This window comes from Kandleria vitulina DSM 20405 (genome assembly GCF_000702065.1).
Lineage (GTDB): Bacteria > Bacillota_I > Bacilli_A > Erysipelotrichales > Coprobacillaceae > Kandleria > Kandleria vitulina.
The window spans coordinates 1-26246 of sequence record NZ_KL370859.1 but is presented as its reverse complement, the minus strand read 5'-3'; the positions used below and the strand labels follow the sequence as shown (position 1 = coordinate 26246).

The window sequence follows — 26246 nt, the reverse complement described above, 5'->3', positions numbered from 1 at the left end:
GATCTGCTTATAGATTCAGACTCTGATTTAGACTTGCTTTCTGACTCTGATCTGCTTGTAGACTCAGATTCAGACTTAGACTTGCTTTCAGACTCTGACTGAGATCTGCTTTCTGATTCTGATCTGCTTGTTGATTCAGATTCTGATTTTGATTTGCTTTCTGACTTAGATTCTGACTTGGATTTGCTTTCTGACTCAGATCTGCTTGTTGATTCAGATTCAGATTTGCTTTCAGACTCAGACTTGCTAGTTGATTCAGATTCTGACTTTGATTTAGATTCTGATTTAGACTTTTTAGTTGATTCAGACTCTGACTTAGACTTAGATTTGCTTTCTGACTTTGATCTGCTTATAGACTCAGATTTAGATAGTGATTCTGATTCAGATTTAGACTTACTTTCAGATTCAGATTTTGATTTGCTTTCGAACTCTGACTTAGACTTGCTTTCTGATTTAGAGTTCGATTTTGATTCAGAAGTAGACTCACTATGAGATGGATATTTCTGATTCTTTGATGATGTTGAATGCCATTCACCACTTGATATAACTACTTCTTTAGCATAAATACTACCAGTGCCAGTAGCTGAAACAATAACTTTAGCATTAGGAGCAATAATAGTACCACAGAAGCTTCCTGTTAAATTGATAGTACCATTGAAATCACCGAAGTTATAAACAACTGCATTAACAATATGTCTAATACCTACTGAATTTGATTCACCATCACTCGATACATGATCAACAATTAACTTTTCTACATTAAATTCAACATTATTTTCATTTTCTTTTGAACCAGTATATTTAAAGTTAACAACAACCGTTTGTGTTGTCTGTTCAGTCTTATCATGATTAACAATAATATTTACCTTACCACTTTCACTGAACATATTTGTAGACTGACCATCCTTAGTATGTACTACAGGCTGTACTTTTTCACTATCCCATTTATTATTGACAGTATCATAATAACCACCATTATAAGTATTCTTATCATCAAAAGTTAAATCTACATGTACTTCTTTATCTTTATATTGCGTTGCATCAATCACAACTTTCTGATCACCAGTGTTAGTAATAGTTGGTTTTACAGTTGGAACTTTATCAGTATTATTAATTAAATCCTCAGAATACTTAGAAATCGTATCCATATGAACTGGATTTTCATCCTTAGTTAATGTAATACCATTTTTATAAGCATCAACCTGCAAAGTAAACACTTCACGATTACCGTTTTGATCATATTGGAAAATATAAACATAACCAGTTGGGGCTTCATGTTTTCCAGTTTTATCAGTATATGAAGTAATATAATTACCTTTTTCATCAGTAAATACAAACTTATCCTGTTGTTTACCATTAATAATATATTTCTCATTAGAGAAAATAATCTTATTAGTGGCCGAACCAGGCATAATATTTTCTGTATATTCTCTCTTAGATAAATGACCGATATATGTTTGTTTATCTGTTTCATCATAAATAGTATCAGAACCAATTTCAGCTTTATTAATACAATTAACATTATTGGCTGCAAGATCTGACTGCATATGTCCCGCTACATCAATTGTATCTGTATAAATGCTGTAGCTTGATACTTCTTCCTTAATCTTATCTAAAGATGTCTGCTTAGAAGATGTAGATGCTAATTTACTATCTCCAATTTCATAAGAAGCCTGTGCTAATGCATTTGTAATATTAAATGAATATGTACGTTTTAATTCATCTTCATCTTTATTAACATTTGCATTCTTAGATACATCCTGTGCTACTGTATTCTCAACAACATTTGGGGCAACAGTTTTAGTAGAAACAACATTTTCTACTACATTCTCTTTAGTAGATACAGTTTCTTCCTTAACAACTTTATTTATATTCTTTGCAACAGTCTTTTTAACAGAGTTTACTTTAGCTACTTTAAGTGTAGTCTTTTCTTCCTTAATTGAGCTATTGTCAGCCTGACTATTAGCAGTCTTTTCTACATTTTCATGTTCACTAGTAGCTAGTGATTGAGAATCACTTGTGCTCTCAGTAGAGCTCTGACTTTCACTCTTGCTTTCACTTTTATTTTCACTTGAAGATTCAGATTCACTTTCAGTAGTTGAAGTAGATTCTACTTCACTAGTTTCAGAATAATTTTCATCCTTGATTGTAATCTGATCTTTAGTTACAGTTGTATCTTCAGCATTTAATTCTTTTTCTGTAGCTGCATATACTTCATTACTCATTAAAGTAGATGCACCTAAAACAGCTCCTGCAGACATAAGTCCTTCTTTTAAATACTTAGAGCTCTTCTTGCTTGTTTCCTTTTTTTCTAAAACTGGTTCTTCTTTAACTTCTTTTACATAACCAACACGTGTAATAAGTTTTTTGATCCAGCCTTTCTTTGCTTTCTTTAAAATAGTTCTTGTTTTCCTTGAAACGGAACGCCACTTCATATATCTAATCACCTTTCACTTCAGTATCATTTTTTATTTGATGGATAAAATACTGCGTTATATTCATCATATTTGTGAATCATTATAACATCGAAATGTAATATTTCAATTTCAATTATTGTAATTTTTAACAATGTTTTGACCTCTATATTCATTTTACTATTTTTTGACATTATTTGCATCATAAGTTTAAAATAATGAAAAAAGAACTACCATCTATGTGGTAGTTCTTGCTTTATTATTATGATTAAAGTAAATGAGCTCTTAACTCTTCAGGAGACATTGCACTTAAATCAGCAGGGGCAATATCAAAGATTGTCTTGCATCCCTTATCTCCTCTTTGTTTCATTTTATAAGCAGCCCTTGCGACAGCTACTAAGATTGATCCAGTAAATTCTGGATTTGAATCTAGTTTTAATGCATATTCAATAACATGATGATTTTCTTTTTCTAATCCGGTAACACCACTTCTTAATACAAATCCACCATGTGGCAATCCACCATGTTTTTCTAATAATTCTTCTTCAGAGATAAAATGAACAGTTGTATCATACTGATCAAAATAATTTGGCATCTCTTTAATTTCTTTTTCAATACGTGCTAAATCAGCACCTTCTTCTGCTACAACAAAACATTCTCTTGTATGCATCTCTCTTGTAGATAAAGTAGGATTTTCTCCATTTCTAACCGCATCTAATGCTTTATCAACTGGAATAGTATACTGTCTCGCATCCTTAACACCATCAATTCTTCTAATAGCATCAGAATGACCTTGAGATACACCTTTTCCCCAGAATGTATAATTGTTTCCTTCAGGAAGAATAGCTGTAGAAACCATTCTTAATAATGAGAACATTCCTGGATCCCAACCTACTGAGATAACCGCAATATTATTTCCTTTTTTAGCAGCTTCATCCACATTTGCAAAATGTTCAGGAATTCTTGCATGTGTATCAAATGAATCAACAACATTAAACATTTCCGCATACTTTGGAGTCTGTTCAGGAAGATCAGTAGCACTTCCTCCTCCTAAAATCATGACATCAATCTTATCCTTAAATGATGGGATATCATCTACATGATAAACACCCACTCCTTCAGTTTTCACCTTTACACTCTTAGGATCTCTTCTAGAGAAAACTGCAACTAATTCCATATCTGGATTTTGTCTAATGGCAGCTTCAGCTCCACGGCTTAAGTTACCATAACCAATAATACCAATTCTTATCATAAAGAATCCTCCTTTAGTTTCTACTTGTTATTTTATAACTTATCGTTTTAACATACAACTTATTATAGCTCATCTACAAAATCAGAAATCTCTCTTCTTAGTCCATGACGTGGAGAAGGTTCTGCATCACTTGCTAAATAACCAACTGGGAAAATAGCTACCAATTCATAATCTGCCATCTCAGGGAATAATTCTTTTACTTTTGGGGCATCAAAAGCACCAACCCATGTTGATCCTAAACCTAAATCATGAATCTTTAACATCATATGAGTAGCTACGATAGAAGCATCAATATCCGCATAATTCTTCTGATCATACTTTCTTACCCATGCATTCTTTGCATCACTTCCTACAACGAAGAATAATTTAGCTCCAAAATCAAAACGAGATGCTTCACAAAGCTTTGAAATATTATCTTCGCTTCTAATAATCCAAATATGAAATGGCTGTTTATTAACAGCAGTTGGTGCAACTTGCGCTGCTTCTAAAATCGCATTGATTTTCTCTTCTTCAACCACTTTAGTGCCATCTAAACTTCTTACCGAATATCTTTCTTTAATAAGTTCCTTATATTCCATATTCTTTCCTCCTTGTATACAATTCTACAAAAAAAAGAGACAAAAGTCTCTTTATCTTTTCAATAATTTAAGATATGCAAACAAAAATTGTGGAATAGCCATAGCCATAATAATGCCAAAAGCAATAGAAAAAGCAATCTTAACAGTATCTTCTCCATAAAGAATACTTCTATGTAAATCATTAATAAAGAAATAATAAGAAGTATAATAAATACCTGCTCCTGGTACGATCGGGAAGATACCAGGAATCAAAAACATTGTAACAGGAGCTTCTCTTACTATCGCAAGAATACGTGATATCAAGGTTAATGCAAAAGCTGAAGCGAATGTATAAAATATCATATTGTAGTGTAGCTTAGCCATCATGTAATAGATGACCCAGCCCACCCCTCCCGTAAGACCACAGTAGAATAAATGTTTTTTGGGAGCGTCATATAATATCGCAAAGGAGATTGTAGCGATCATGGAAATAATAAACTGTGTGATCATTTGAATCCTCCATTCATTATTAATAAGAATGTACCTACACCTACAGCGATACATATTCCTGTCAATATGGCATCAAGTATATGAATTGCACCTGAAAGATAATCTTCATGAAAAAGATCTCTGACGCCAGTTGTAAATGCGATTCCTGGAACGAGGGGCATGATATCTCCGATGATTACTTTATCAATATGAATAGGTACCATCATAGAAAAAAGACTTGCTAAAACAGCTGCAATAAATCCGCCAAAAATATTCTTGATAAATCTTGATGCGTGATTCTTATAAAGAAATAATCCAATAAATATTCCTATTATAAAAGAGATGATACTATCTTGTAACGTACCACCAAAGATATAAGTAAAACATCCTGTCCCTAATCCACATACAATCATTGTCTCCATCAATGAATGAGAAGACATCTTCTTAATTGATTCAAGACATTCATTTGCTGCATCGACACTCATCTTACTTTTACATATTTCTCTAGAAAGCTGATTTAATTCTGCAATACGACCGAGATGAACCTGAGGGTTAACAATATGTCGTACGATGCTGCAGGCATCTTCTGCTGTTTCATTAGCACTTGCAAATAGACCATTGGATAATACATACACATCATAGTTTTCTATCTGCCACGCTTCTAAAATATGATTAATAGTTTCTTCTACTCGATATATTTCTCCACCATTCATAAGAAGGGCTTCACCAATATCGACTGCACATTTTAATTTTTTCTTTGTTTCGTTCATATTTGACATACACCTTACATTTTATGCTACCTTATGGTAGCTTTTTATTCATTTTTATGCCATTGTTTAGTAGCATTATCTTAAAGGAGGGCTTAACTCATGTTTTTTCAACGTATAGAAGATTTACGTATTGATCATGACTTATCTCAAAATGATATTGCCAAAATTCTTGGTTGTCAACGAGAAGTCTATAGAAGATATGAAAAAGGAACGAGATCAATTCCAGTAGATTTTTTAATCAAGCTTTCTCAACATTATAATGTGAGTGTAGATTATATTCTAGGATTAACACCTTACAAAACAATCTACGATGAACATATTGATAATATCGTATCTGCTAACAAAAAAGACTAATCATATCTTAAAGAAAAGCGACGTATCATTCGATACGTCGTTTTCTTTATTTACCAAAGTTTTCACTTCCGGCTGATGTACGTGAGAAGACATCTCCTGCTTCAGTCGCATCACTTAATCCATCAATTGAGACAGAGTACTTATAGTTGCAGTTAAATGTGATTGTATAATCATCACCTTCATATGTTGCAGTTTCATCATCCTTAGAATTAAACTTTGCAATATGCTGAGAAGTGATTCTCTTATAGCTAGACATTCTCTTACCATATTCATCTCTTACTTTATAAATAGTAAAGTAGAATGAACGACTGTTTCTTCTATAGATACGAATCATGCAGCGATTAGCATCATCCCAGTTAGCGGTATTGTAATAATATCCACTCTGTGGCATATATTCTGCTCTAAAGTAAGTATCATCACTGCTTTCTGTAGATTTTCCTTTATGAATAAGCTTCCAATCCTTTTTCTCAAAGTTAATCTGGTCCATTGTCTTAGCCTGATCTAAAGTAATTGTCTGGGTATTTTTCTTTACCCCATCCTTAAAGATTGTAAGCTTTGCTTCCTTATCCTTAAGATTAAGAAGCTTATGATCAGTTGTAAGTAACAGCTCAGCTCCTTTTTCTTGCTTCTCAATAAGAGATGCAGTCTTGCCATCATATCCATAAACTGCAATCAGTTCTGGTTCCTTATCACTTTCTCCTTTAGAGGCTATTAGTAATTCTTTTACATTATCCTCATCAGCATCATAGTATGAATAGTAGACAGAACGAATTTCATCTTCTTCATAAATACGTGAAGCGAGTTTACCAGCAGTTTCATACTTGCTAAAAGCACTGCTTTTTGTCTTTACCTTTCTATTCTCTTTAAGCATTGTCTTATATTCATTAATGACATCCTTATAGGCTTCATTAACATCCTTTTTAGAAGGTTTTGTAAAAACAAAATAACAAGCAACGCATGCTACTAATGCAATAAGAATAAATAGTATGAGTTTTCCATGTTTTTTCTTTTCAGGTATTTTTGCATGTTTATATGTATTTTTTGCCATAGTCCAATCTTCTCCTATTCCTCTACTATAGCACTTTTTTATTTGATATTGTTGATTTATATCATTAAGATGTCATAATTAATTCAAGGAGGGCTTTTTTATGAAGAAAATCATCTCATTATCATTGCTATTTTTTTTATGCCTTTCTCTCGTATCATGCAAGAAAAGTAAACCTGTTGTCTGCATTGATGTAGAAGAATATGGAAAAATCTATGTAGAACTTGATCCCAATGAAGCACCAAAGACAGTAGAAAACTTTTTAAATCTTGTTAATAAGAAATTCTATGATGGTTTGACATTCCATCGCATTATTTCTGGATTCATGATACAAGGTGGCGATCCTAATAGCGATGGAACTGGAGGATCTAAAAAGAAAGTAAAAGGTGAATTTAGTCAGAATGGTGTAGAAAACAATATCAAGCATACGAGAGGAACCATCTCTATGGCTCGTTCTACTGACTACAACAGCGCCTCTTCGCAATTCTTCATCATGCATCAGACAAATGACTCACTAGATGGACAATACGCCGCTTTTGGTCATGTAACAAAAGGTATGAAAGTAGTAGATGAAATTGCAGAAATGGCAGAACCAACTGATAATAATGGCACTATTGATAAAGAAGATCAGCCAGTTATCAAATCAATTCGAGTAGTAAAATCATAAAGAGCGAAAGCTCTTTTTTAAGTATTTATAAGTAATTATTGATAAATTACTTAAAATTACTTAAAATGAAATTGAGGTGATCAGATGTACCAAAAAGAACGTATCCACTTAATTTATTCAACATTAAAAATGAAACAATTCCTCAGTTCTCAGGAAATCATGTCACTTTGCAACACATCTCGTGATACCGCAAGAAGGGATATGATCCTGATGGAAGAAGAAGGCTATGCTTCACGTGATCGTGGAGGAATTACCTTAAATCAAAAAGATAAGATGATTCTTGATTATAAAGAAAGACAGAATGAAAACATTTCTATCAAGAAAAAACTTGCGAAACATGCCTTAAGCTATATTAATCTACAAAAAGTCATCTTCTTTGATGTCTCAACGACAATCTATGAACTTTGTAATATTGTTCCTTCTCATATTGAAGCTTATACCAACGCTATAAGAAACATTGAAGCATTAGGTCAGCGCTGTCATGCTCATATGATCGGTGGTACTTTTCATCCTAAGAATGCTTACATGTACGGTAGTGAAACAATCCATGAGATTGAACAGATTTCCTTTGATATTGCTTTTCTTGGGGCCGCATCCGTCAAGGATGATGGGATTTACTTTAGTGAACAGGAAGATGCTTTAGTAAAAAAGAAAGTCGCAAAAAGAAGCAATAGTGTCTGCGTTATATTTGATGATTCTAAATATCAAAAGAAAGGTGCATTCAAAGCCCTCGATTTTTCTGAGATTCACTTTTTGATTACTAATAAAAAACCACCAAAACATCTTGTCAATCAAATAAGAGAAGCAGGATGTATCGTAGATATAATAGGAGAATAACCATGAAAACAATTATTTTCAGTGATATTGATGGCACTCTACTTAACAATGAACACAAGATGACACCACGTACAAAAGAAGCATTTCATATGCTAGAACAAAAGCATATTCCCTATGCCTTCGTATCAGCGAGAAGTCCTTCTGGCATCTACCCTATTCTAAAAGAAAACAATCTTACCTGTGATATTGTCTCTTATAGTGGAGGCATGATCATCGATAAAAATGGGAATGTGCTTTTCTCTGAAGGTTTCCCTAAACACATTGCCAAAGAGATTATTTCTTTCTTAAATCCCTATGATGTCACATGGAACATCTATTCAGAAGATCAATGGATTGTCGCTAATAAAAAAGATTCACGTGTCATTAATGAAGAAAACATTGTCAAAGCACAAAGTAAAGAAGGTACTATCGAAGATGTAGAATCCCATGTCAATAAGATTCTATGCATGTGCAATCCTGATGAAACAGAAACTATTCAAAAACTGCTGATTGATGCTTTTCCAAATCTTAATATCACACGCTCTTCATCTATTCTTATTGAAATCAATGCCAACGGTATATCTAAAGCAAAAGCTGTTGAGCTTTTATGTAAAAAGCATCATATCAACATTAAAGATGCTTTCGCTTTTGGCGATAATTTCAATGATCTTGATATGTTAAAATGTGTTGGACATCCTTATCTAATGGAAAATGCTCCTTCTTCATTAAAAGAAATGATCAGTGAACATACATTAAGCAATAATGACGATGGTATCTATGTCGCATTAAAAAAAGAGAATATCATATAAAAAAAGAGGCGAAAGCCTCTTTTATAGTACCTGGAAAATATAGAATTTTAAGTAAGATGTTTCTTCCATTGTCCAAAGAATAGGATGATCATGATTCTGTTGAGTAACAGAAACTTGCTTTAAGACAACCCCTGCTTCCTTGGCAGCTTCTCTTAACATCTTTTCGTACATTTCTCTTTCCATAAATCTTGAACATGTACAAGAAATAAGATATCCACCATGACGAAGAGCTTCCATTGCGACCTTATTGATACGCTTATACCCATTATATGCCTTATTGACAGTACGTCTTGATTTAGTGAATGCTGGTGGATCTAATACGATAATATCAAACTGACCTTCTTTAATGGTATCAAGGTAATCAAAGACATCATCTTGTACAAAAGTAATCTTATCTTCTAGATGATTAAGCTTCGCATTCTTTAATGCTTCATCAAGAGCTACCTGTGAAACATCTACTGCTGTAACACTCTTGGCATTCCCCATAGCCGCATTTAATGCAAAACCTCCTGTATGAGTAAAGCAATCAAGAACATTCTTGCCATGAGCCATTTCTCTTAGAAGAACTCTATTGCTTTTCTGATCAAGGAAGTAACCTGTCTTTTGTCCGTTCTCTATATCTACCTTTAACAATAATCCATTCTCATTAATGATTGTCTCTGTTTCACATTGACCCATATAGAATCCTTTATATAAAGACAATCCTTCTTTTTCTCTTGCCTTAACATCATTTCTTTCATAGATAGCAGTGATTTCTTCTCCATCTTCTTTCATCACTTCAAGCAATGATGAATAGATCAGATCTTTTCTTTCTTCAAGTCCATAAGAAGTAATCTGTGTAACAAGAATATCATTATAGCGATCGACAGTAAGTCCTGGCAGATCATCTGCTTCTCCAAAAATAAGACGACAGTTAGAAAGATTTTTGCTTTCTACCGTCTTTCTAAAATCATAGGCAAACTGAATTCTTTTCTTGAAGAATGCTTTATCAAAAGTTTCTTCTCTATCTTTACTATAGAGTCTTACTGTCACATGACTTTCTTTATTAAGAAAACCTGTTCCAAGATAGCGATTTTCTACTGTTACTACATCTACAATATCACCTGTCTTAGCAGGCTCTTCAATCTCAACCAGGTTGTTTCTATACATCCACATCTGACCCTGATCAAGCCATTTTTCACCTTCTGGTGAAATGATTACATGTTTATTCATTGCAAATTTCCTCTTTTCCTTTCCTATCTTAACAAAAAACAATGTCCATGTGAACAAAAGAAGTGCAGCAATTGCTGCACTAAATTAATCCTAGATGTTTCATGGCATTATATAATCCATCTTCATCAATATCATCAGTTACATAATCAGCTATCTCCTTAACACTATCTGGCGCATTACCCATTGCAACTGCTGTCCCCACTGCTTCAAGCATACCTAGATCATTTGTAGAATCACCAAATCCAACAGTATCTTCAATAGCTACATTTAAATGTTCACATAGTTCCTTGATTCCGGTTCCTTTAGAAAAACCTCTAGAAACAAGTTCCCCAGCATTTGCGGTATTATTAGTATATCCTCCAGCCCATGTCATTTCTAAAGAAGAATCCAAAGCTTCATCAAAACGTTTAGCATCTTCTTCACTATTTAATGTCACATCAATCTTTAAAATATCACTGCCAGGATATTCACTTATTGGCTTCATTCCCTTCTTATCAAAGAAGAACTGAGGATCCACATCAGGGAATCTTGCTAAGAATGATTTTTCCGAGTTCGCGTAATTATAAGGATTCTGATAACCATACTGCCAATCGATAATCTGATATCCTCCATTCATTTCATCAATAAGATCCAAAGTCTTCTTTACAACCTGTTTTGGAATAGAATGAAGAATAAGTGGCTGATCATCCATGATGACCCCCATCCCATTCGTAATAACCGCATCACTGATGCCCGCATCGGACACCTCTTTAGTCATACCATAGCTTCTTCCCGTACATAAAAAGCACTTATGTCCATTATCTTTCGCAAGCTTAATTGCCTTTATTGCACTTTCAGGAATCTTGTAAGTTCTATCAGATAAAATTGTGCCATCAATATCAAAGAATAATAATTTACCCATATATTTTTACCTCACTTTATTTCATTATACGAATAATAAAAAGTGAATAAAAACATTTTGAATACCTGGATAAAAAATAAAAGAGGCTATTATGCCTCTACGACAATATCATACTTCTTAACAGAATGAATAATACATTCTCCATCTTCAGAGAAGAATTCAACACCTGTATCTTTGATTGGATCACCATAAATGTTTCCTGTCATCGTCTTCTTTCCACCATCAATAAAGATTTCTAATGAAGAAACATCCAAGAACATACGTAACTGAATACGTTTATTCTCCCATGGCATCTTTCTGATATTTGTATCAATTTCTCTTCCACCAATCTCAATACCTGAACAGCTGCGGTCAAAGACAAAAAGCTGTTCTTTTTGATCATAGTAGATAAATACTTCATGATCACCATGTTTAAACAATTTAATACCTGCTCTAGAAGCAGTCGTAATTTCCATATCCACTTCTAGTTCAATCTTATTGCCTTCTACTCCTTCAAGACGTAACTCACCATTAAGAATCATCCCTTTAGCTACTACTTCATTTTGACGATAGTTCTCTAATTCTCTAATAGGTGTCTGAATCAGCTGACCATCCTTGTAAGAGAGTTCTCTAGGCAATGTATAAGTCCCAATCCAATTATCACTTTCTGTAGGATAAGTACGATCCCACATTTCTTTCCAGGCAATCATTACATAGCGTCCATCTGTCATCTTCATACATTGAGGTGCATAGAAATCAAACCCGCTATCTATTTCTTCAATATATTCAGGATGAAAATCTCCTGTTGTAAAGTCAAGGTGACCTGGAATATAGACACATGAATGAAGATTCTGGAAACGATAGCCAATCTGAAGAAGATTCTGAGGACTTGCCAATAATAGTTCCTGACCATCTACTTCAAAATAATCAGGACATTCATAAACACCATTTAAACGATAAAAAGCTTCCTGAATATTTTCCTGTTTAGTAAGCAATGGACCAACATATTCCCAATTATTAAAATCATCTGATTTTAATAATACAAGATTGCCATAGCCATGTGCATAGAAATTCGTTGATGCTACATCATCAATGGTGATTTCTTTATTTTCATTTTGATTGCTGACGAAATCAATATAATTTTGAAGATCCTCTTCACTCATCATTCTAGTACCCGCAATGCAATAGTAAGTATCATCCTTCTTGAATACTTTAGGATCTCTAAAATCCTTAGGTGAGATATCGCTAGTATTAAGGTTTCTTGCATCAATAAGGGGGTTATCTAATTTAGAAAAATGAATGCCGTCTTCTGAATAGGCTATACATTGTCTTTGCAGATCCATCTGTGCTGCAGTATACATAAGATAAAGTTTGCCATCACGTTCAATTGCGGTTCCTGAACAGCACCCACACTGTCTTTCATATTCCTGATCTGGAACAAGGGCTACTGGTGCTTCTTCCCATTTGATAAGATCATCAGAGATAAAATGTCCCCAGTGCATGATTCCCCATTTTGCCTTATGTGGATAATGCTGGAAGAACATATGATATTTCCCATTAAAATAGAGTAATCCATTAGGATCATTTGACCATCCTGATGATACATGAGCGTGATATGTTGGCATATATTTCTTATTTACATTCATTTTAATTTCTCCCTTATTTTTTTAACAGTAAGACTATAAGTGAAACATCCTTATAATTCAATATTATTTCACTGTTTTTCTAAATGTGAAAGAAAAAAGAAATTAAAAATTATTTAATATTCTATTTGAAATAAAATAACACCCTAGTACAATATGAATTAAGGAGGAGACTTTTATGACAGAAACAAATAGCGCAAAATTATCTGAAGAAATATTATTAAAGGTTAATACAAAATTACAGAAGGAATCTACAATCTTTCATAAAGTCAATCACGGAGAAAAGTTCACTAAGGAAGATGTAAGAGCCTATGCTCTTTCACAGGTTCAAACTAAGCAGGATGAGCTTGAACTTTACCGTGTACTTCGTGAAAACTATATAACTAATGACTTTATGCCAGATGTTCAGAAGATTAAGACTTTCGATGATTTAATTGAGAGTGCTCAGCTTAATATCGATTTCTACACTTTAATGGCTAGAGAATTTGAATAATCAAAGAAGCAGGCATGCCTGCTTCTTTTTATAAATATTGAAATAGTTTCTCTACATCTTCTTTTGTCGTGGCCCAGCTTGTAGCTAGACGAATGATTGTGTGCGTTTCATCATAACGCTGCCAGAAGCTATACATGACATGTTTCTTTATATCTTCTAGTTTATCATTCTCGACAATAATAAATTGCTGATTGGTTGGAGAATCTATCGCAAAGCGATAGTCTCTTTTTTTTAGTTCTTCTTTCATAATCATTGCCATATCAATTGCATGCTTAGAGATGCGCATATAAAGCTGATCAGTAAATAAGGCATCAAACTGTACGCCAAGCAATCTCCCTTTTGCTAAAAGCGCACCATGCTGCTTAATAAATGTTACAAAATGCTTTGGGGCTTTCTCTTTAAAGACAATGGCTTCTCCACATAAGGCTCCTACCTTAGTTCCACCAATATAGAACACATCACAAAGTGATGCGAGTTCTTCTATTGAAAGATCACCGGCACATAATCCATATCCTAATCTTGCACCATCAATGTAAAGCGGCAGTCTATAATGTTTACATACATCATAGAGTTCAGTTAATTCCTTCTTGCTATAAAGTGTACCAAACTCAGTTGGATATGAAATATAGACCATGCCAGGAAAGACCATATGTTCATGATTTTCATCTTCATAGAAACATCTCACATATTCTTCTACATCATTAGCACAAAGCTTTCCTTCTTCATTTTGAAGAGTCATCACCTTATGTCCTGTATTTTCTATTGCTCCTGCTTCATGACAGGATACATGTCCTGTATCTACCGCAATAACACCTTCATAAGAAGAAAGAAGTGCATCAATGACAATCTTATTGGTCTGTGTTCCTCCTGATATAAAGAATATATCTGCATCCCTATTGATCCATTTGCATATTTTCTTTTTTGCTTCTTCACTATAATAATCAGTGCCATATCCTGGCAGTTTTTCTTCATTGGTTCTGATTAATGCTTCAAGAACATCAGGATGAGCTCCTTCAGAATAATCATTCATAAAATATAGCATCGTCTTTTCTCCTTTTTTCTTATTATATTAAGAAAAGAATCTATCCTAGATAGATTCTTTTAGCATATATTCATAAAAACCAACAGCTCTTTCAAGTACTTCTTCATTAAAGTTGAATGTACTTGTATGAAGTCCACTTTGCATAGTTTTTGTTTTTGTACCAACATAGATAAATAATGAAGGTACAGCTTTTGTATAGAATGCAAAATCTTCAGCGAGCATCATTGGCTGCTTAAGCTGCTTAACTCCAAATGATTTGGCTTTTTCAAATAATGTTTCATCATTAAGAAGCGGTGGATACATGGGATCACATGTGACATCAATATCACAGCCGTAGGCAACTTCTAATCCTTTTGCGATCTCTTTCATTCTGTTTACGACATGCATGAAGACATCTTCATCATAACAACGTAATGTACCTTCAAGCTTCACTTCTTCCGCAACCGCATTTCTTGCGGTTCCACCATTGATCTTACCAATATTTAAGACCACATCTTCGAAAGGAGAGATACTGCGGGAATGGATGGTCTGGAACTGAGCGACAAGCATGCTTGCAGCAATGATCGCATCATGTCCCTGTTCAGGAGTTCCAGCATGTGCTCCTTTTCCTTTAATGACAATATCAATTTCTCCACATTCAGCCATTAATGGCCCGGCTTTACTATAGAGATCTCCTTCTTCGATATATGGCATTAAATGAATGCCATATATCGCTTTGACATGGTAATCATTTAGTAATCCGGATTCTACAATATCCTTGGCCGCACCAGGTGCTTCTTCAGCTGGCTGGAAGATAAGCAGGATATTATTTTTATAGTGTTCTTTCTTTTGAGAAAGACGATAAGCGAATCCTAATAGTGCACTCATATGTCCATCATGTCCGCAGGCATGCATGATATGAGGATGATGGGATTTATAGGATACATCATTTTCTTCTTCTACGGATAAAGCATCAATATCTGTTCTAAACGCAATTGTTTCTTCTTGTCCCTGATCAATATAAACATAAAGACCGGTGCTTAATCCTTTTAAAGGATGTGTTTCATATCCCATCTTTGTTAATGTAGTTTTTAAATATTCAGTTGTCTCGACTTCTTCAAGACCCAACTCGGGAATCTGATGGAGATCTCTTCTCCATCTCTTCAATTCTTCCATCTTATAATTTTCTTAAATCGTCTACAAGAGCTGTCTTGCTTTCGGTTTTTTCATCCTTCATCTTGATAATCTGACCAGGGTTTCCAACTACAACTGCTCCCGCAGGCACGTCTTTAGTAACGACTGCGCCAGCACCGATAACAGCACCTTTTCCGACACGTACACCTTCAAGTACAACTGCGTTAGCACCAATCATAACATCATCTTCAATGACAACTGGAGTAGCAGAAGCTGGTTCAATAACACCGGCTAATACTGTTCCTGCACCGATGTGGCAATGTTTACCAACCATTGCTCTTCCACCTAATACAGCGTTCATATCGATCATTGAATCTTCACCAACGATAGCACCAATGTTGATAACGGCACCCATCATGATAACAGCACGATCACCAATATAAACATGATCTCTGATTAATGCCCCTGGTTCAATTCTGGCATTCATTTTTGTAGTATCAAGTAAATCGATTGCACTGTTTCTTCTATCGTAGTCTACATAGTAGTCTTCGATATCTTTCTTATGTGCGTTAACATATGATTTTACATCTTCAAGATCACCAATTAAAAGCATTGTTTCACCCATTGGGAAACATTTTAATTTATCTGTAGCAGGTAAATTTTTTCCTCTGATATGTGCCTTAACAGGTGTTTTCTTTTTTGATGTTGCAATAATTTCAATAATTTCTTCAGCTGATTTTGTCATTTTATATCTCTCCTTCAAATACTGTCGTAGCTGGACCTTCCATCATAATATGGTGGTCTTCATTTAAATGAATATTCAAGTCTCCTCCTAACAGAGTGACTTTTACGTGATCTCCAGTTCTTTTTGTTAAATAAGAAGCATACATAGAAGCACATGCACCTGTTCCACAAGCGAATGTTTCTCCACTTCCACGTTCCCATACACGCATCTTGATATGCTGGTGGTTGATAACTTCTACAAACTCCACATTGACCTGTTCTGGGAAATATGAAGATGTTTCAATCTTTCTTCCTAATGTTTCAATATCATCAGGCATCTGATCTACAAAAATAACAAAATGAGGATTTCCCATAGAGACTGCAGTTCCAAGAATCTTAGTTCCATCAATCTCGATTGGCTGATCTACAAATGTTTCATTCTCACTCTTCATTGGAATCAATGAGGTCTTGAGTTCTGGTTTTCCCATATCTACAATGGCACCAGTAATCTGTCCATCTTCTTCTTTAAGATCCACAATTCGTGTTTCTGACAATGTCTCAAAACGAATATGTGTATCATTTGTAAATTGATGATCAAAGGCAAACTTGGCAAGACAGCGAATGCCGTTACCGCACATTTTTCCTTCACTACCATCACTGTTGAACATTCTCATTTTAAAATCATGGGTATCACTTTTTTCTAGGGCAATAAGACCATCGGCACCAATGCCGAAATGACGATCGGAAATTTTAGTGATCCAGTCTTTATCATATGAGATGTTTTGTGTGATTGCATCTACGTAGATGTAATCATTACCTAAACCTTCCATTTTAGTAAATTTCATTCTCTCACCTCAACTTGATAAAATTCTACCATAATTGTAACTATATTCAATAAAGAATTATCACATTGAAGTATAATGTTTATACATGTTTATTGCAAGTTATATGCAAAAGAAAAAGCAATGAATATTTCCCGGGAAATTTCATTGCTTTTCTTTTTACGGAAGGATCTTTCCTGAGGCAAGATAAAGATCATACCATTCTTGTCTTGTAAGTGTAACTTTGCTGGCCTCCGCAAACTCTTGAAGATGCTGTATAGATGCTCCAACAATTGGCTGCATATGTGCTGGATGTCTTAAGAGCCATGCTATTGTGATAGCTGACTTATTGACAAGATACTTCTTGACGAGTCTGTCTAATACTTTGTTTAACTCTTCATAATGAGGATTGTCAATAAAAGATCCTTCTTCTCGTGTGGCCTGTAAAGGACTCCAAGGCTGAATTGTTATTTTTTTAAGTCGACAATAATCAAGGACACCTGCGGATCTTTCAATACTGTAAGCCAACTATAATGATGAAAGGTCATATTCAGGTGTAATTTCAAAATGTGAAAGCCTTTACACTTTTGCTTAATTACTTTTATAATATGTATAAAAGGAGTGATTATATGAAAGATCTTTATTTAATGAGACATGGAGAAACTTTATTTAATATAAGAAGAAAAATTCAAGGATGGTGTGATTCCCCTTTAACTGAAAATGGCATTAATCAGGCATTAATGGCTAAACAGAAAATAAAAGGTATTAGCTTTGATCATTATTATTCTTCTACTGCTGAAAGAAGCTGTGATACTCTAGAACTAGTAGCTGGTGATGTTAACTATAAAAGATTAAAAGGATTAAAAGAACGTAACTTTGGAACTTTTGAAGGAGAAAGTGAAGATCTTAATCCTGTCTGGGGAAATCCTGATTTCACTTATGATGATCTCTTCCCCCACTATGGCGGAGAATTAAGAGCAGATGTAAGCAGAAGAATGAAAAAGACACTTACAGACATCATGAACAAAGATGATCATCATTGTGTCTTAGCCGTCTCACATGCTGGTGCGTGTGCTGCCTTCTATAGCACTGTCGCTGACTATACTACATTTAGAAAAGAGTATGGCAGATTGATGAACTGTGATATTCTTCATTTCCAGTTTGAAAATGATACATTCACATTCGTGGAATTATTACGTATTTAAAAACCGAACACTAAGTGTTCGGTTTAACTTTTCTATGGTGGAGATGAGGGGAATCGAACCCCTGTCCAAAAGCCGTCCCATATAAAGCTTCTACAGTTTATCTTGTCGAATGAATTTAAGTAAGCTACGATCCACAAGCAGTCTTTCACTTACCGGTTCTCTTTATTTTCGTGATTAAAATCGAGACGTCTTTTAATCCTTATCTTACTTTGTTTATGTTACAAGACATCACTAATGTAAGACTTAGTGAGCTTGCATTCGCAAGTCAGTTTGTCGACTATTAAGCGAAAGCGTAATTAGTTCTGTTTCCAGATATTTGTTTGTGAGTTTAACGTACTCCTACGACTGCAACTTTATTCAGACTGACCCCTGTCGAATCCAAGACATCCCCATTAATAAGCGTTTTTCAACGCTTTATCAATATCACGCTTCATGTCTTTCTCCTTCAGAGACTGACGTTTGTCGTAATTCTTTTTACCTTTAGCTACCGCTATCTCTAGCTTAGCCTTAGATGTATTAAAGTATAACTGAAGAGGAACAATTGTCAAACCTTCCTGCATAATTTCTTTTTCTAATTTCTTGATTTCTTTTTTATGCAATAATAGTTTTCTTGTTCTTCTAGGGTCTACATTGAAGATATTGCCTTCTTTATATGGAGAAATATGCATATTCTCAATAAAAGCTTCACCATTCTTTATTCTTACAAAAGAATCCTTAAGATTACATTGACCATTTCTAATAGACTTGATCTCAGTTCCCTTTAATTCAATACCAGCTTCTATGGTATTAAGAATAAAGTAATCATGTCTTGCTTTTTTATTTTGCGCAATAATCTTCATATGCTCATCACCCTTTTCTCTTTTTATTATACACTTTCTTACCTTTTTGTGGTTTTTTTCTATAAGACTTTTTCTTGGAATATTTCTTATCCTTGAAAGATCTTCTTCTTTTCTTATCTGATTTGACTTCAAAGTCTACTTTCTTTTCAACCTTGTTGACATCTACACATGTTACTACAACTTCATCTCCAAGTCGATACTGTTTTCCTGTTCTTTCTCCAACAAGCATCATCTGGTCTTCATTGTAGACATAGTAATCATCTCTTAATGTTGTCATATGGACAAGACCTTCTACAGTATTATCCAATTCTACGAAGAATCCAAATCCTGTTACAGATGAAATAACACCCTTAAATGTTTCTCCAATATGATTAAGCATAAACTCTGCTTTTTTCATATCTTCTACATCATACTCTGTATCAATCGCAACTTTTTCTCTTTGAGAAGAATGTTCTGCCATATAAGGAATAACTTCTTCATAATGTCCAATTTTATCAAACTTGTTTTCAAAGAGATATGTTCTAATTAGTCTATGTACAAGTAAATCAGGATATCTTCTGATTGGTGAAGTAAAGTGTGTGTAGAATTCATCTGCTAATCCAAAATGACCTAAACATTGCGCATCATATCTTGCTTTCTGCATACATCTTAAAAGCAATGTAGAAATAACTGGATGTTCAGGTTTACCTACTGACTGTTCTACAACTTTAGCTAATTCTCTTGGCTTGATATGATCTAATGAACCATGAATCTTATATCCCAATGGTCTTGCAATATTAACAAACTGCTGAAGTTTCTTCTGTTTAGGATCTTCATGAACACGATAGATAAATGGTACTTCCATCCATTTAAAATGTTCAGCTATTGTCTCATTGGCACAAAGCATAAACTCTTCAATGAAATGTTCTGATTCTCCTCTTGTTCTTAATGAGATATCAATTGGCGTACCTTCATCGTTAACATGAATAACTGCTTCATTTGTATCAAAGTCAATAGCGCCTCTTCTTTTTCTTTTCTTATTAAGAATTTCAGCAACTTCTTTCATTAAGAAGAACATTTCCTTTGCATCATTATACTCAGGTAAATCTTCTCCATTGATGATTCTATTAACATTCTTATAAGTCATACGATGATTAGAATTAATGATCGTTGGCATGATCTTATGATCAACAACATGTCCCCTTTGATCTAATTCCATCATACAAGAAATAGTATAGCGATCTACATGTTCATTTAATGAACAAATACCATTTGATAATTTATGTGGCAACATAGGAATAACACGATCTACCAAGTAGATTGATGTTCCTCTTTTAAATGCTTCTTTATCTAATACTGAATCTTCTTTTACATAGTAGGATACATCTGCAATATGGACGCCTAGTTCATAATGATGATTTGGTAATCTTCTTAAAGAAATCGCATCATCTAAGTCTTTAGCATCATCACCATCGATAGTGACAATAAATGTATCTCGTAAATCAATTCTATTTTTTATATCACTTTGATCGATTTCATCAGGAATATTTTCTATGTACTGATATACTTCTTCTGGGAATTCAATATCTACATCATGAGCATGAACAATAGAAAGAATATCTACTCCTGGATCATTCTTATGTCCGATGATTTCCTTGATATCACCACGAATTTGTGGTTTGTAGCTCTTTATTTCTACAACGACCTTATGTCCAGGCATAGCCCCATGCAAGTGAGCAGCATCTACAAATATTTTATTTGTAAAACGTGGATCATCACATTGTACGTAACAATCTTTTCTGCCATGTTTTACTTCACCTACATAACGTGCTACCCCACGTTCTAATACACGTAAGATCTGTCCTTCTTCTTTATCTCCCTTATTATTAGGAATCTTCTGTACAAGTACATAATCGCCATGGTAGGCATCTTTCATATGTTTTTCATTAATATAGAAATCTCTGTCTTCTTCTACTCTAACAAACCCAAAGCCTTTTTTGTTTACTTCTAGTTTTCCTTTAAAGAATACATTTTCGTCTAATACATGATAATTATTATTTCTATCTCTGATGACATCTCCTTGATCTTCTAGACTGTTCATCAATTTAATAAAAGCAATATAGTTTTCTGTATCATCTTGATGCAGCACTCTTGCGATCTGATCAATCTTTCTCTCTTTATAAGAAGGATCCTTTAATAAATCCAATATCTTCTCTTTCATATATTCACTTCCTCTCCAAAAAAAATAGAGCACATGTGTGCCCTAATTTCCCATTCTGATTAATATTGCTAAAACGAAGAATAATATTCCTAACGCAATTGTTATTCTTGTAAGAACAAGATCAATTCCTCTTTCTTTCTGTTGAGCAAACAAGTTTGAGCTTTGACCTGTTAATGCGTTAACAATACCTTCTGTTTTTCCTGTCTGTAATAGGCATACAATAATGAGGGCTACAGATACAACAAGTAATATAATTTGTAACATTTTAAAGCCTCCTTTTTTTATTATTTTTATACATAAGCATAAGAATAATATCATATTACCTTGTAAAAAACAAATCTTTTTTCAATTATGATTCGATTACATCATTGTTTTCACTCTGATCATCATCAAATGAGACAACGCTGATTTTATCATCCTTGTTTATACAAGTTACTGTTAAAGTAATCTTCTCTTTACCTAAGATTGGATTTTTCTTCTTAAAAGTTAATTCAAGCTGAATATCATAATAACGATATCCCTCTAACCCACTTAATTCTACCTGTGATCTTTGGGCAGAGATAATCCTGTATGAAGATACTTCTATATTTTTATTTTTTCCTGAAGAAATATATTTATTGGCATCTTTGTAATAATCTTTTTTGGCATAATTCTTAAAAGCAGATAATCGTGACTTATAGAAGTAAGCCTGTCCACCAATATCATTTCTTCCTTTATTAGATAATGTGTAATAATCACAAGCAAAATAAGCACAGACATATTTAGCTTGTTCATTATTAACTTCTGTATGCTTATTAATTTCACTATAGATCTGATTCATCAATGTTGTTGGACTATTGACTTTCTCATAGACAACAGTTTTCTTCTTAATAGATTCTAAATGATAATAATAGACTCCACTTCCTATTCCTGTAATAACTATACAGATCACTACAAATAAGCCAAATCCTCTTGTAAGTCTCCATAGATACTTTTTAAATGCGGCTGATTCTTTAATCTTTGGCAATTTATCACTTTTAATAAAAATATTAGCTATTGTTAATACTGGCTTATATTTTCTTGAGATCATATCTGTTACTTCTACAAAAAGTTCAAATAGGATCAATAATACAATAAAGAGTGTTACTGCTCTTATTGGATGTCTTTCATAAATAAATGAATCAATCGCAAATAGTGCGGTTACTAAATAAAGAATCAATACACTCTTGGTCTGACCAAGATTTAATTTAAACATCAATTGATGATGTAGATGTCCTCTATCAGCTTCATCAATTTGTTTATGATTAACTCTTCTTCTGATAATTGCGATTAATGTATCTGCTACTGGAATTGCCAATACGACAATTGGTGCCCCTAATGTGAAGAATGTGGATGTCTCATAGCCGAATCCCAACAGGGAAATAACGGAGATCATATAGCCTATAAACAAGGCACCACAATCACCCATAAAGATTTTTGCAGGATGGAAATTATAAACAAGAAAGCCTCCGATGGCTCCAACAAGTATCATTGAAAGAGAGGCAATATCCCCTCGTCCTGCAATAAATGAACTTGCACTTATGGTCATAAGGGTGATCATAGAAATTCCTGCACATAATCCATCTAGTCCATCTATAAGATTCATGGCATTAGTGATACCTACAATCCATCCTAAGGTAATGATCAATGAGATCGCATAAGTAATATTTGTTGGAATAAAAGGCAAAGTCAGATCTTTTAATGAGATTCCTCCATAAATGATAACTATCAGTGCCGCAATAAGTTGTCCTAATAGTTTAAGTTTAGGAGATAGATCATGTATGTCATCATAAAATCCCGTCAAAAAAATGACAAGACCACCAATCAGGATCGCATTGATTTGTTGGTCAGTCTTCAAAAAGGCTGCTGCCGCTATTAAAAAAGCCGCATAAATCGCATATCCACCAGTTCTAGAGATAATTCCCTTATGAATCGTACGTTCATTGATATGAGCAATGATACCAAGCTTCTTGGTTATTCTTCCTATTATCGGTACAAAAATCAAAGATATTACAAAAGAGACTCCTAAATGCAGAATAATCTCCATATCCATTTTTATATCGCTCCTTTTCTCGTATTATACCCTAAACGCCTATAAAATTATAGAGTTTATTCTTTTTCAGAATATGAACAATTTAAAAACGTATAGGTCCTCTTTGATATACTGAAATTAGGAGGAATTTATCATGCATAAACTAGGAATATCGGTATATCCAGAAAAAGAAAATATTAAAAAAACATATGAGTATATAAAGCTAGCATCCAAATATGGCTTTTCCCGTATTTTTACTTGTCTACTTTCAGTAGATAAACCACGTGAAGAAATCATTGAAACCTTCACCGACTTTATTGATTTTGCCCATGCTCATAATTTCACTGTCGCAGTTGATACTAACCCTAATGTCTTTAAACATCTCAATGCCTCATATAATAACCTTACTCCATTCTATGAAATGGGCGTAGATATCATTCGCCTTGATGGGTCTTTTGGCACTATTGAAGATGTAGAAATCACTCATAACCCCTATCACATTAAAATTGAATTTAATGGCTCATTTAATCAAGGAGTAGACCTTCTTATAAAAAATGGTGCCAACAAAAATAATATCTGTATATGTCATAACTTCTATCCTGAACGTTATTCAGGATTAGACTGGGATCATTTTATAAACATGAATAAGTTATGGAAATCATTGAATCTAAGAACTGCTGCGTTTATTACTAGTCAAGAAGAACATACCCACGGTCCATGGAATGTCTTCTGCGGTCTTCCTAGTGTAGAATTTATGCGTAATCTACCAGTAGATCTACAGGCAAGATACTATCTTGCTACACATCTTATTGATGATATTATCATCGGTAACGCTTATGCTAGTGAAGAAGAACTTTCTTCATTAGCTCAACTTAATCTAGAAGCCATTGAACTTGATTTAATAGAAGAAAACATCTCTCCTGAAGAAGCAAAGATTGTCTATGACTACAAGCCACACTTTGATCGTTATGATTATTCTTCATACTTTATTAGAAGCTCTTTTCCTCGTCTTAACTACAAGGATATCTCCATCCCTTATAGAAAATATAATCAGCCTTATTTCCATAAAGGAGATGTCCTTATCGTCAATGACAACCTCTCCCACTATCGTGGAGAATTAGAGATTGTTTTACAAGATATAGTCAACGATGGAGAACGTAACTGTGTTGGACATATTCCACAAGAAGAGCTTCTCTTATTGGATTTAATTAAACCAGGTTATCATTTTGCATTTAAAAAGCCTCAGAAATGAGGCTTTTTTTACTGTAGATAATCTGTATTTTCAAGCATGACACCGCATCCGTCTGCAACACAATCCAAAGGATTTTCTGCAACGAATACTGGGACTTTTAATCCCTGTTCCATGAATTTATCTAAACCATGAAGCTGAGCTCCTCCACCAGTTAAGAATACACCCTTATTGACAATATCTGCTGCCAATTCTGGAGGTGTCTGTTCAAGAACCTGTTTAGCTGATTCAAGAATTGTTTCACATAATTCATGTAAAGCATCTTCTGTTTCATCTTCGCTCATCTGAATTGTCTTAGGAAGACCTGTTACCATATCTCTTCCTCTTACATCAAATTTAACAGAAGGATCTGCATCACATGCACAGCCGATTTCTTTTTTGATCTGTTCAGCTGTAGAATCACCAATCAATAATTTATATTTATCTTTAACATAAGCTACAAGAGCACTATCCATCTTATCTCCTGCAGTCTTTAATGACTGGCTTGTAACGATATCTCCTAATGAAAGAACCGCAATATCTGTTGTTCCCCCTCCGATATCTACAACCATGTTTCCTGTTGGCTTAGAAATATCTAGACCTGCACCAATAGCTGCTACTTTTGGTTCTTCTTCGATATAGACTTTCTTAGCACCACATCTTAATGCAACATCCTGAATAGCACTTTTTTCAATAGAAGTGATATTGCTTGGACAGCAGATTAAAATGGTCGGACGTGAGAATAATCCTTTAAGATTTAACTTATTGATAAAGTGGGTCAATAAAATTTCAGTGATTTGGAAGTCAGCGATGACTCCATCCTTTAACGGTCTGATAGCCTGAAGCTTACCTGGCGTCTTACCAAGCATCTCCCTAGCTTCTTCTCCTACTGCAACTGCTCTGTTTGTTTCTGTATTGATTGTTACAACACTTGGTTCATTAACGACAATTCCTTCTCCCTTGCGGTAAATAAGAATATTCGCAGTTCCAAGGTCAATACCAATTTCTTTTGATAACGCCATACTATTTGTCTCCTTTGATTTATTATTCTATCACCTTATCTTTTAATATCAAGATGCAATTTAAAGTTAATTAAAGCTCCACATTGTAAAATTCAAAATGAATGATGCAAATAGGTATGCTAAAGCGATACTTGCGACAAAATAGAATATATAGAATTCTTTGATTTTTCCTTTTCTGACATGCTGTTCAAAGTTAAAAGATGATAATCCAATCATCGCTAAAACAACCGAAATAACATAAACAGTCATATTGATAGCACGATAAACCACGATAGACTCTCCTAGTATAATCTAATTGACTTATCCGTGAGTTACTTTTAAGACTCCCTGGAGTCATTAAAACTGATAAGCGTTTAGATTATATCCCTTTCTTTATTTCCTTTATAATAGAAGTATTGAATATGTGTACTTTAGGTTTTCTCCTTATAGCCTTGACTAGATCTGAAAGTTTACTGCCACAGTGATATGACTAAATAGTAATGAGTTGGATAAGTCCTTGAATTTATATCTTCACTAGGTTCTGTGTTATGTCATAGTGCAGACATGTTCAATTATATTCATCTTAGAAAGGACGTGATTTATATGTATATAGTAGCTATTGA

At 34.0% G+C, this 26246-nt stretch carries 27 protein-coding genes and 1 other RNA gene; 7 read left to right on the top strand and 21 right to left on the bottom strand.

Going from position 1 to position 26246, the window contains the following annotated elements; all coding sequences use genetic code 11:
- The 5 genes from T513_RS12330 to T513_RS0111135 form a co-directional block, all read right to left on the bottom strand.
- Window positions 1–2435 (bottom strand): hypothetical protein (locus tag T513_RS12330; protein WP_035877222.1); only part of this gene is annotated, 2435 nt, incomplete at its 3' end.
- Window positions 2436–2682: 247 nt separating this feature from the next.
- Window positions 2683–3666 carry a diaminopimelate dehydrogenase gene (locus T513_RS0111150; protein ID WP_029071668.1) on the bottom strand — a complete coding sequence of 328 codons (984 nt, stop codon included), beginning with the start codon at window positions 3664–3666 and terminating at the stop codon, window positions 2683–2685.
- A 62-nt stretch (window positions 3667–3728) separates the two neighbouring features.
- Complete coding sequence (locus tag T513_RS0111145; RefSeq protein WP_031590138.1) at window positions 3729–4244, bottom strand: nitroreductase family protein; 516 nt, start codon at window positions 4242–4244, stop codon at window positions 3729–3731.
- A 51-nt stretch (window positions 4245–4295) separates the two neighbouring features.
- Complete coding sequence (locus T513_RS0111140; RefSeq protein ID WP_031590137.1) at window positions 4296–4733, bottom strand: threonine/serine exporter family protein; 438 nt, start codon at window positions 4731–4733, stop codon at window positions 4296–4298.
- On the bottom strand, window positions 4730–5482 hold the full coding sequence (locus T513_RS0111135) for a threonine/serine exporter family protein (RefSeq protein ID WP_031590136.1): 753 nt from the start codon (window positions 5480–5482) through the stop codon (window positions 4730–4732). Before T513_RS0111135 ends, T513_RS0111140 begins: the two co-directional genes overlap by 4 nt.
- Window positions 5483–5581: 99 nt before the next feature.
- Between T513_RS0111135 and T513_RS0111130 the strand changes: the two genes are divergently transcribed.
- Complete coding sequence (locus T513_RS0111130; protein WP_051550717.1) at window positions 5582–5836, top strand: helix-turn-helix domain-containing protein; 255 nt, start codon at window positions 5582–5584, stop codon at window positions 5834–5836.
- A 46-nt stretch (window positions 5837–5882) separates the two neighbouring features.
- Here T513_RS0111130 and T513_RS0111125 read toward each other — a convergent pair whose 3' ends face one another.
- A complete protein-coding gene (locus T513_RS0111125; protein WP_031590134.1) occupies window positions 5883–6884 on the bottom strand; it encodes a hypothetical protein in 1002 nt (333 codons plus the stop codon).
- Between the two features lie 100 nt (window positions 6885–6984).
- Here T513_RS0111125 and T513_RS0111120 point away from each other — a divergent pair, with 100 nt between their 5' ends.
- The 3 genes from T513_RS0111120 (at window position 6985) to T513_RS0111110 (ending at window position 9173) form a co-directional block, all read left to right on the top strand.
- Complete coding sequence (locus tag T513_RS0111120; protein ID WP_031590133.1) at window positions 6985–7548, top strand: peptidylprolyl isomerase; 564 nt, start codon at window positions 6985–6987, stop codon at window positions 7546–7548.
- 84 nt (window positions 7549–7632) lie between these two features.
- The gene (locus tag T513_RS0111115; protein ID WP_029072884.1) at window positions 7633–8385 is read left to right on the top strand and encodes a DeoR/GlpR family DNA-binding transcription regulator; all 753 of its coding nucleotides are present in this window, start codon (window positions 7633–7635) and stop codon (window positions 8383–8385) included.
- A gap of 2 nt (window positions 8386–8387) precedes the next feature.
- The gene (locus T513_RS0111110) at window positions 8388–9173 is read left to right on the top strand and encodes a Cof-type HAD-IIB family hydrolase (protein ID WP_031590132.1); all 786 of its coding nucleotides are present in this window, start codon (window positions 8388–8390) and stop codon (window positions 9171–9173) included.
- Window positions 9174–9194: 21 nt separating this feature from the next.
- On the opposite strand, the gene T513_RS0111105 is transcribed toward T513_RS0111110, so the two are convergent.
- The 3 genes from T513_RS0111105 to T513_RS0111095 form a co-directional block, all read right to left on the bottom strand.
- Window positions 9195–10385 carry a class I SAM-dependent rRNA methyltransferase gene (locus T513_RS0111105; RefSeq protein WP_029071676.1) on the bottom strand — a complete coding sequence of 397 codons (1191 nt, stop codon included), beginning with the start codon at window positions 10383–10385 and terminating at the stop codon, window positions 9195–9197.
- A gap of 79 nt (window positions 10386–10464) precedes the next feature.
- The gene (locus tag T513_RS11855) at window positions 10465–11286 is read right to left on the bottom strand and encodes a Cof-type HAD-IIB family hydrolase (RefSeq protein WP_031590131.1); all 822 of its coding nucleotides are present in this window, start codon (window positions 11284–11286) and stop codon (window positions 10465–10467) included.
- Between the two features lie 89 nt (window positions 11287–11375).
- Window positions 11376–12911 (bottom strand): glycoside hydrolase family 32 protein, encoded by a 1536-nt coding sequence (locus T513_RS0111095; RefSeq protein WP_031590130.1) that lies wholly within the window; start codon window positions 12909–12911, stop codon window positions 11376–11378.
- Between the two features lie 175 nt (window positions 12912–13086).
- Between T513_RS0111095 and T513_RS0111090 the strand changes: the two genes are divergently transcribed.
- A complete protein-coding gene (locus tag T513_RS0111090) occupies window positions 13087–13401 on the top strand; it encodes a hypothetical protein (protein WP_031590129.1) in 315 nt (104 codons plus the stop codon).
- A 28-nt stretch (window positions 13402–13429) separates the two neighbouring features.
- On the opposite strand, the gene T513_RS0111085 is transcribed toward T513_RS0111090, so the two are convergent.
- The 5 genes from T513_RS0111085 to T513_RS0111065 all read right to left on the bottom strand — a co-directional run bounded on the left by T513_RS0111085 (window position 13430) and on the right by T513_RS0111065 (window position 17628).
- The gene (locus tag T513_RS0111085) at window positions 13430–14443 is read right to left on the bottom strand and encodes a threonine aldolase family protein (protein WP_031590128.1); all 1014 of its coding nucleotides are present in this window, start codon (window positions 14441–14443) and stop codon (window positions 13430–13432) included.
- A gap of 45 nt (window positions 14444–14488) precedes the next feature.
- A complete protein-coding gene (locus T513_RS0111080; RefSeq protein ID WP_031590127.1) occupies window positions 14489–15598 on the bottom strand; it encodes a M20 metallopeptidase family protein in 1110 nt (369 codons plus the stop codon).
- Between the two features lies 1 nt (window position 15599).
- The gene (gene dapD, locus T513_RS0111075; RefSeq protein ID WP_031590126.1) at window positions 15600–16301 is read right to left on the bottom strand and encodes a 2,3,4,5-tetrahydropyridine-2,6-dicarboxylate N-acetyltransferase; all 702 of its coding nucleotides are present in this window, start codon (window positions 16299–16301) and stop codon (window positions 15600–15602) included.
- Window position 16302: 1 nt separating this feature from the next.
- Window positions 16303–17124, bottom strand: a complete 822-nt coding sequence (gene dapF / locus T513_RS0111070; protein WP_031590125.1) for a diaminopimelate epimerase — start codon at window positions 17122–17124, stop codon at window positions 16303–16305.
- A 156-nt stretch (window positions 17125–17280) separates the two neighbouring features.
- Window positions 17281–17628, bottom strand: coding sequence for an aldo/keto reductase (locus T513_RS0111065; RefSeq protein ID WP_031590124.1), 348 nt, complete (start codon window positions 17626–17628; stop codon window positions 17281–17283).
- Between the two features lie 101 nt (window positions 17629–17729).
- Between T513_RS0111065 and T513_RS0111060 the strand changes: the two genes are divergently transcribed.
- Complete coding sequence (locus tag T513_RS0111060; RefSeq protein ID WP_031590123.1) at window positions 17730–18305, top strand: histidine phosphatase family protein; 576 nt, start codon at window positions 17730–17732, stop codon at window positions 18303–18305.
- A gap of 35 nt (window positions 18306–18340) precedes the next feature.
- Here T513_RS0111060 and ssrA read toward each other — a convergent pair.
- From ssrA to T513_RS0111040, 5 genes are all read right to left on the bottom strand, one after another.
- Window positions 18341–18696: a transfer-messenger RNA gene (gene ssrA / locus T513_RS12100) on the bottom strand.
- 1 nt (window position 18697) lies between these two features.
- The gene (smpB, locus tag T513_RS0111055) at window positions 18698–19144 is read right to left on the bottom strand and encodes an SsrA-binding protein SmpB (RefSeq protein WP_031590122.1); all 447 of its coding nucleotides are present in this window, start codon (window positions 19142–19144) and stop codon (window positions 18698–18700) included.
- A gap of 7 nt (window positions 19145–19151) precedes the next feature.
- Complete coding sequence (rnr, locus tag T513_RS0111050; protein ID WP_031590121.1) at window positions 19152–21344, bottom strand: ribonuclease R; 2193 nt, start codon at window positions 21342–21344, stop codon at window positions 19152–19154.
- 42 nt (window positions 21345–21386) lie between these two features.
- Window positions 21387–21608 carry a preprotein translocase subunit SecG gene (secG, locus tag T513_RS0111045; protein ID WP_029070814.1) on the bottom strand — a complete coding sequence of 74 codons (222 nt, stop codon included), beginning with the start codon at window positions 21606–21608 and terminating at the stop codon, window positions 21387–21389.
- 85 nt (window positions 21609–21693) lie between these two features.
- Window positions 21694–23415, bottom strand: a complete 1722-nt coding sequence (locus T513_RS0111040; protein ID WP_035877219.1) for an MraY family glycosyltransferase — start codon at window positions 23413–23415, stop codon at window positions 21694–21696.
- A 133-nt stretch (window positions 23416–23548) separates the two neighbouring features.
- Here T513_RS0111040 and T513_RS0111035 point away from each other — a divergent pair, with 133 nt between their 5' ends.
- Window positions 23549–24646, top strand: a complete 1098-nt coding sequence (locus T513_RS0111035; RefSeq protein ID WP_031590119.1) for a DUF871 domain-containing protein — start codon at window positions 23549–23551, stop codon at window positions 24644–24646.
- An 8-nt stretch (window positions 24647–24654) separates the two neighbouring features.
- Here T513_RS0111035 and mreB read toward each other — a convergent pair whose 3' ends face one another.
- Entirely contained in the window at window positions 24655–25644 is a 990-nt protein-coding gene (gene mreB, locus T513_RS0111030) for a rod shape-determining protein (protein WP_029070817.1), read from the bottom strand.
- A 66-nt stretch (window positions 25645–25710) separates the two neighbouring features.
- Complete coding sequence (locus T513_RS0111025; protein ID WP_029070818.1) at window positions 25711–25914, bottom strand: DUF1146 domain-containing protein; 204 nt, start codon at window positions 25912–25914, stop codon at window positions 25711–25713.
- Window positions 25915–26246 lie beyond the last annotated feature (332 nt).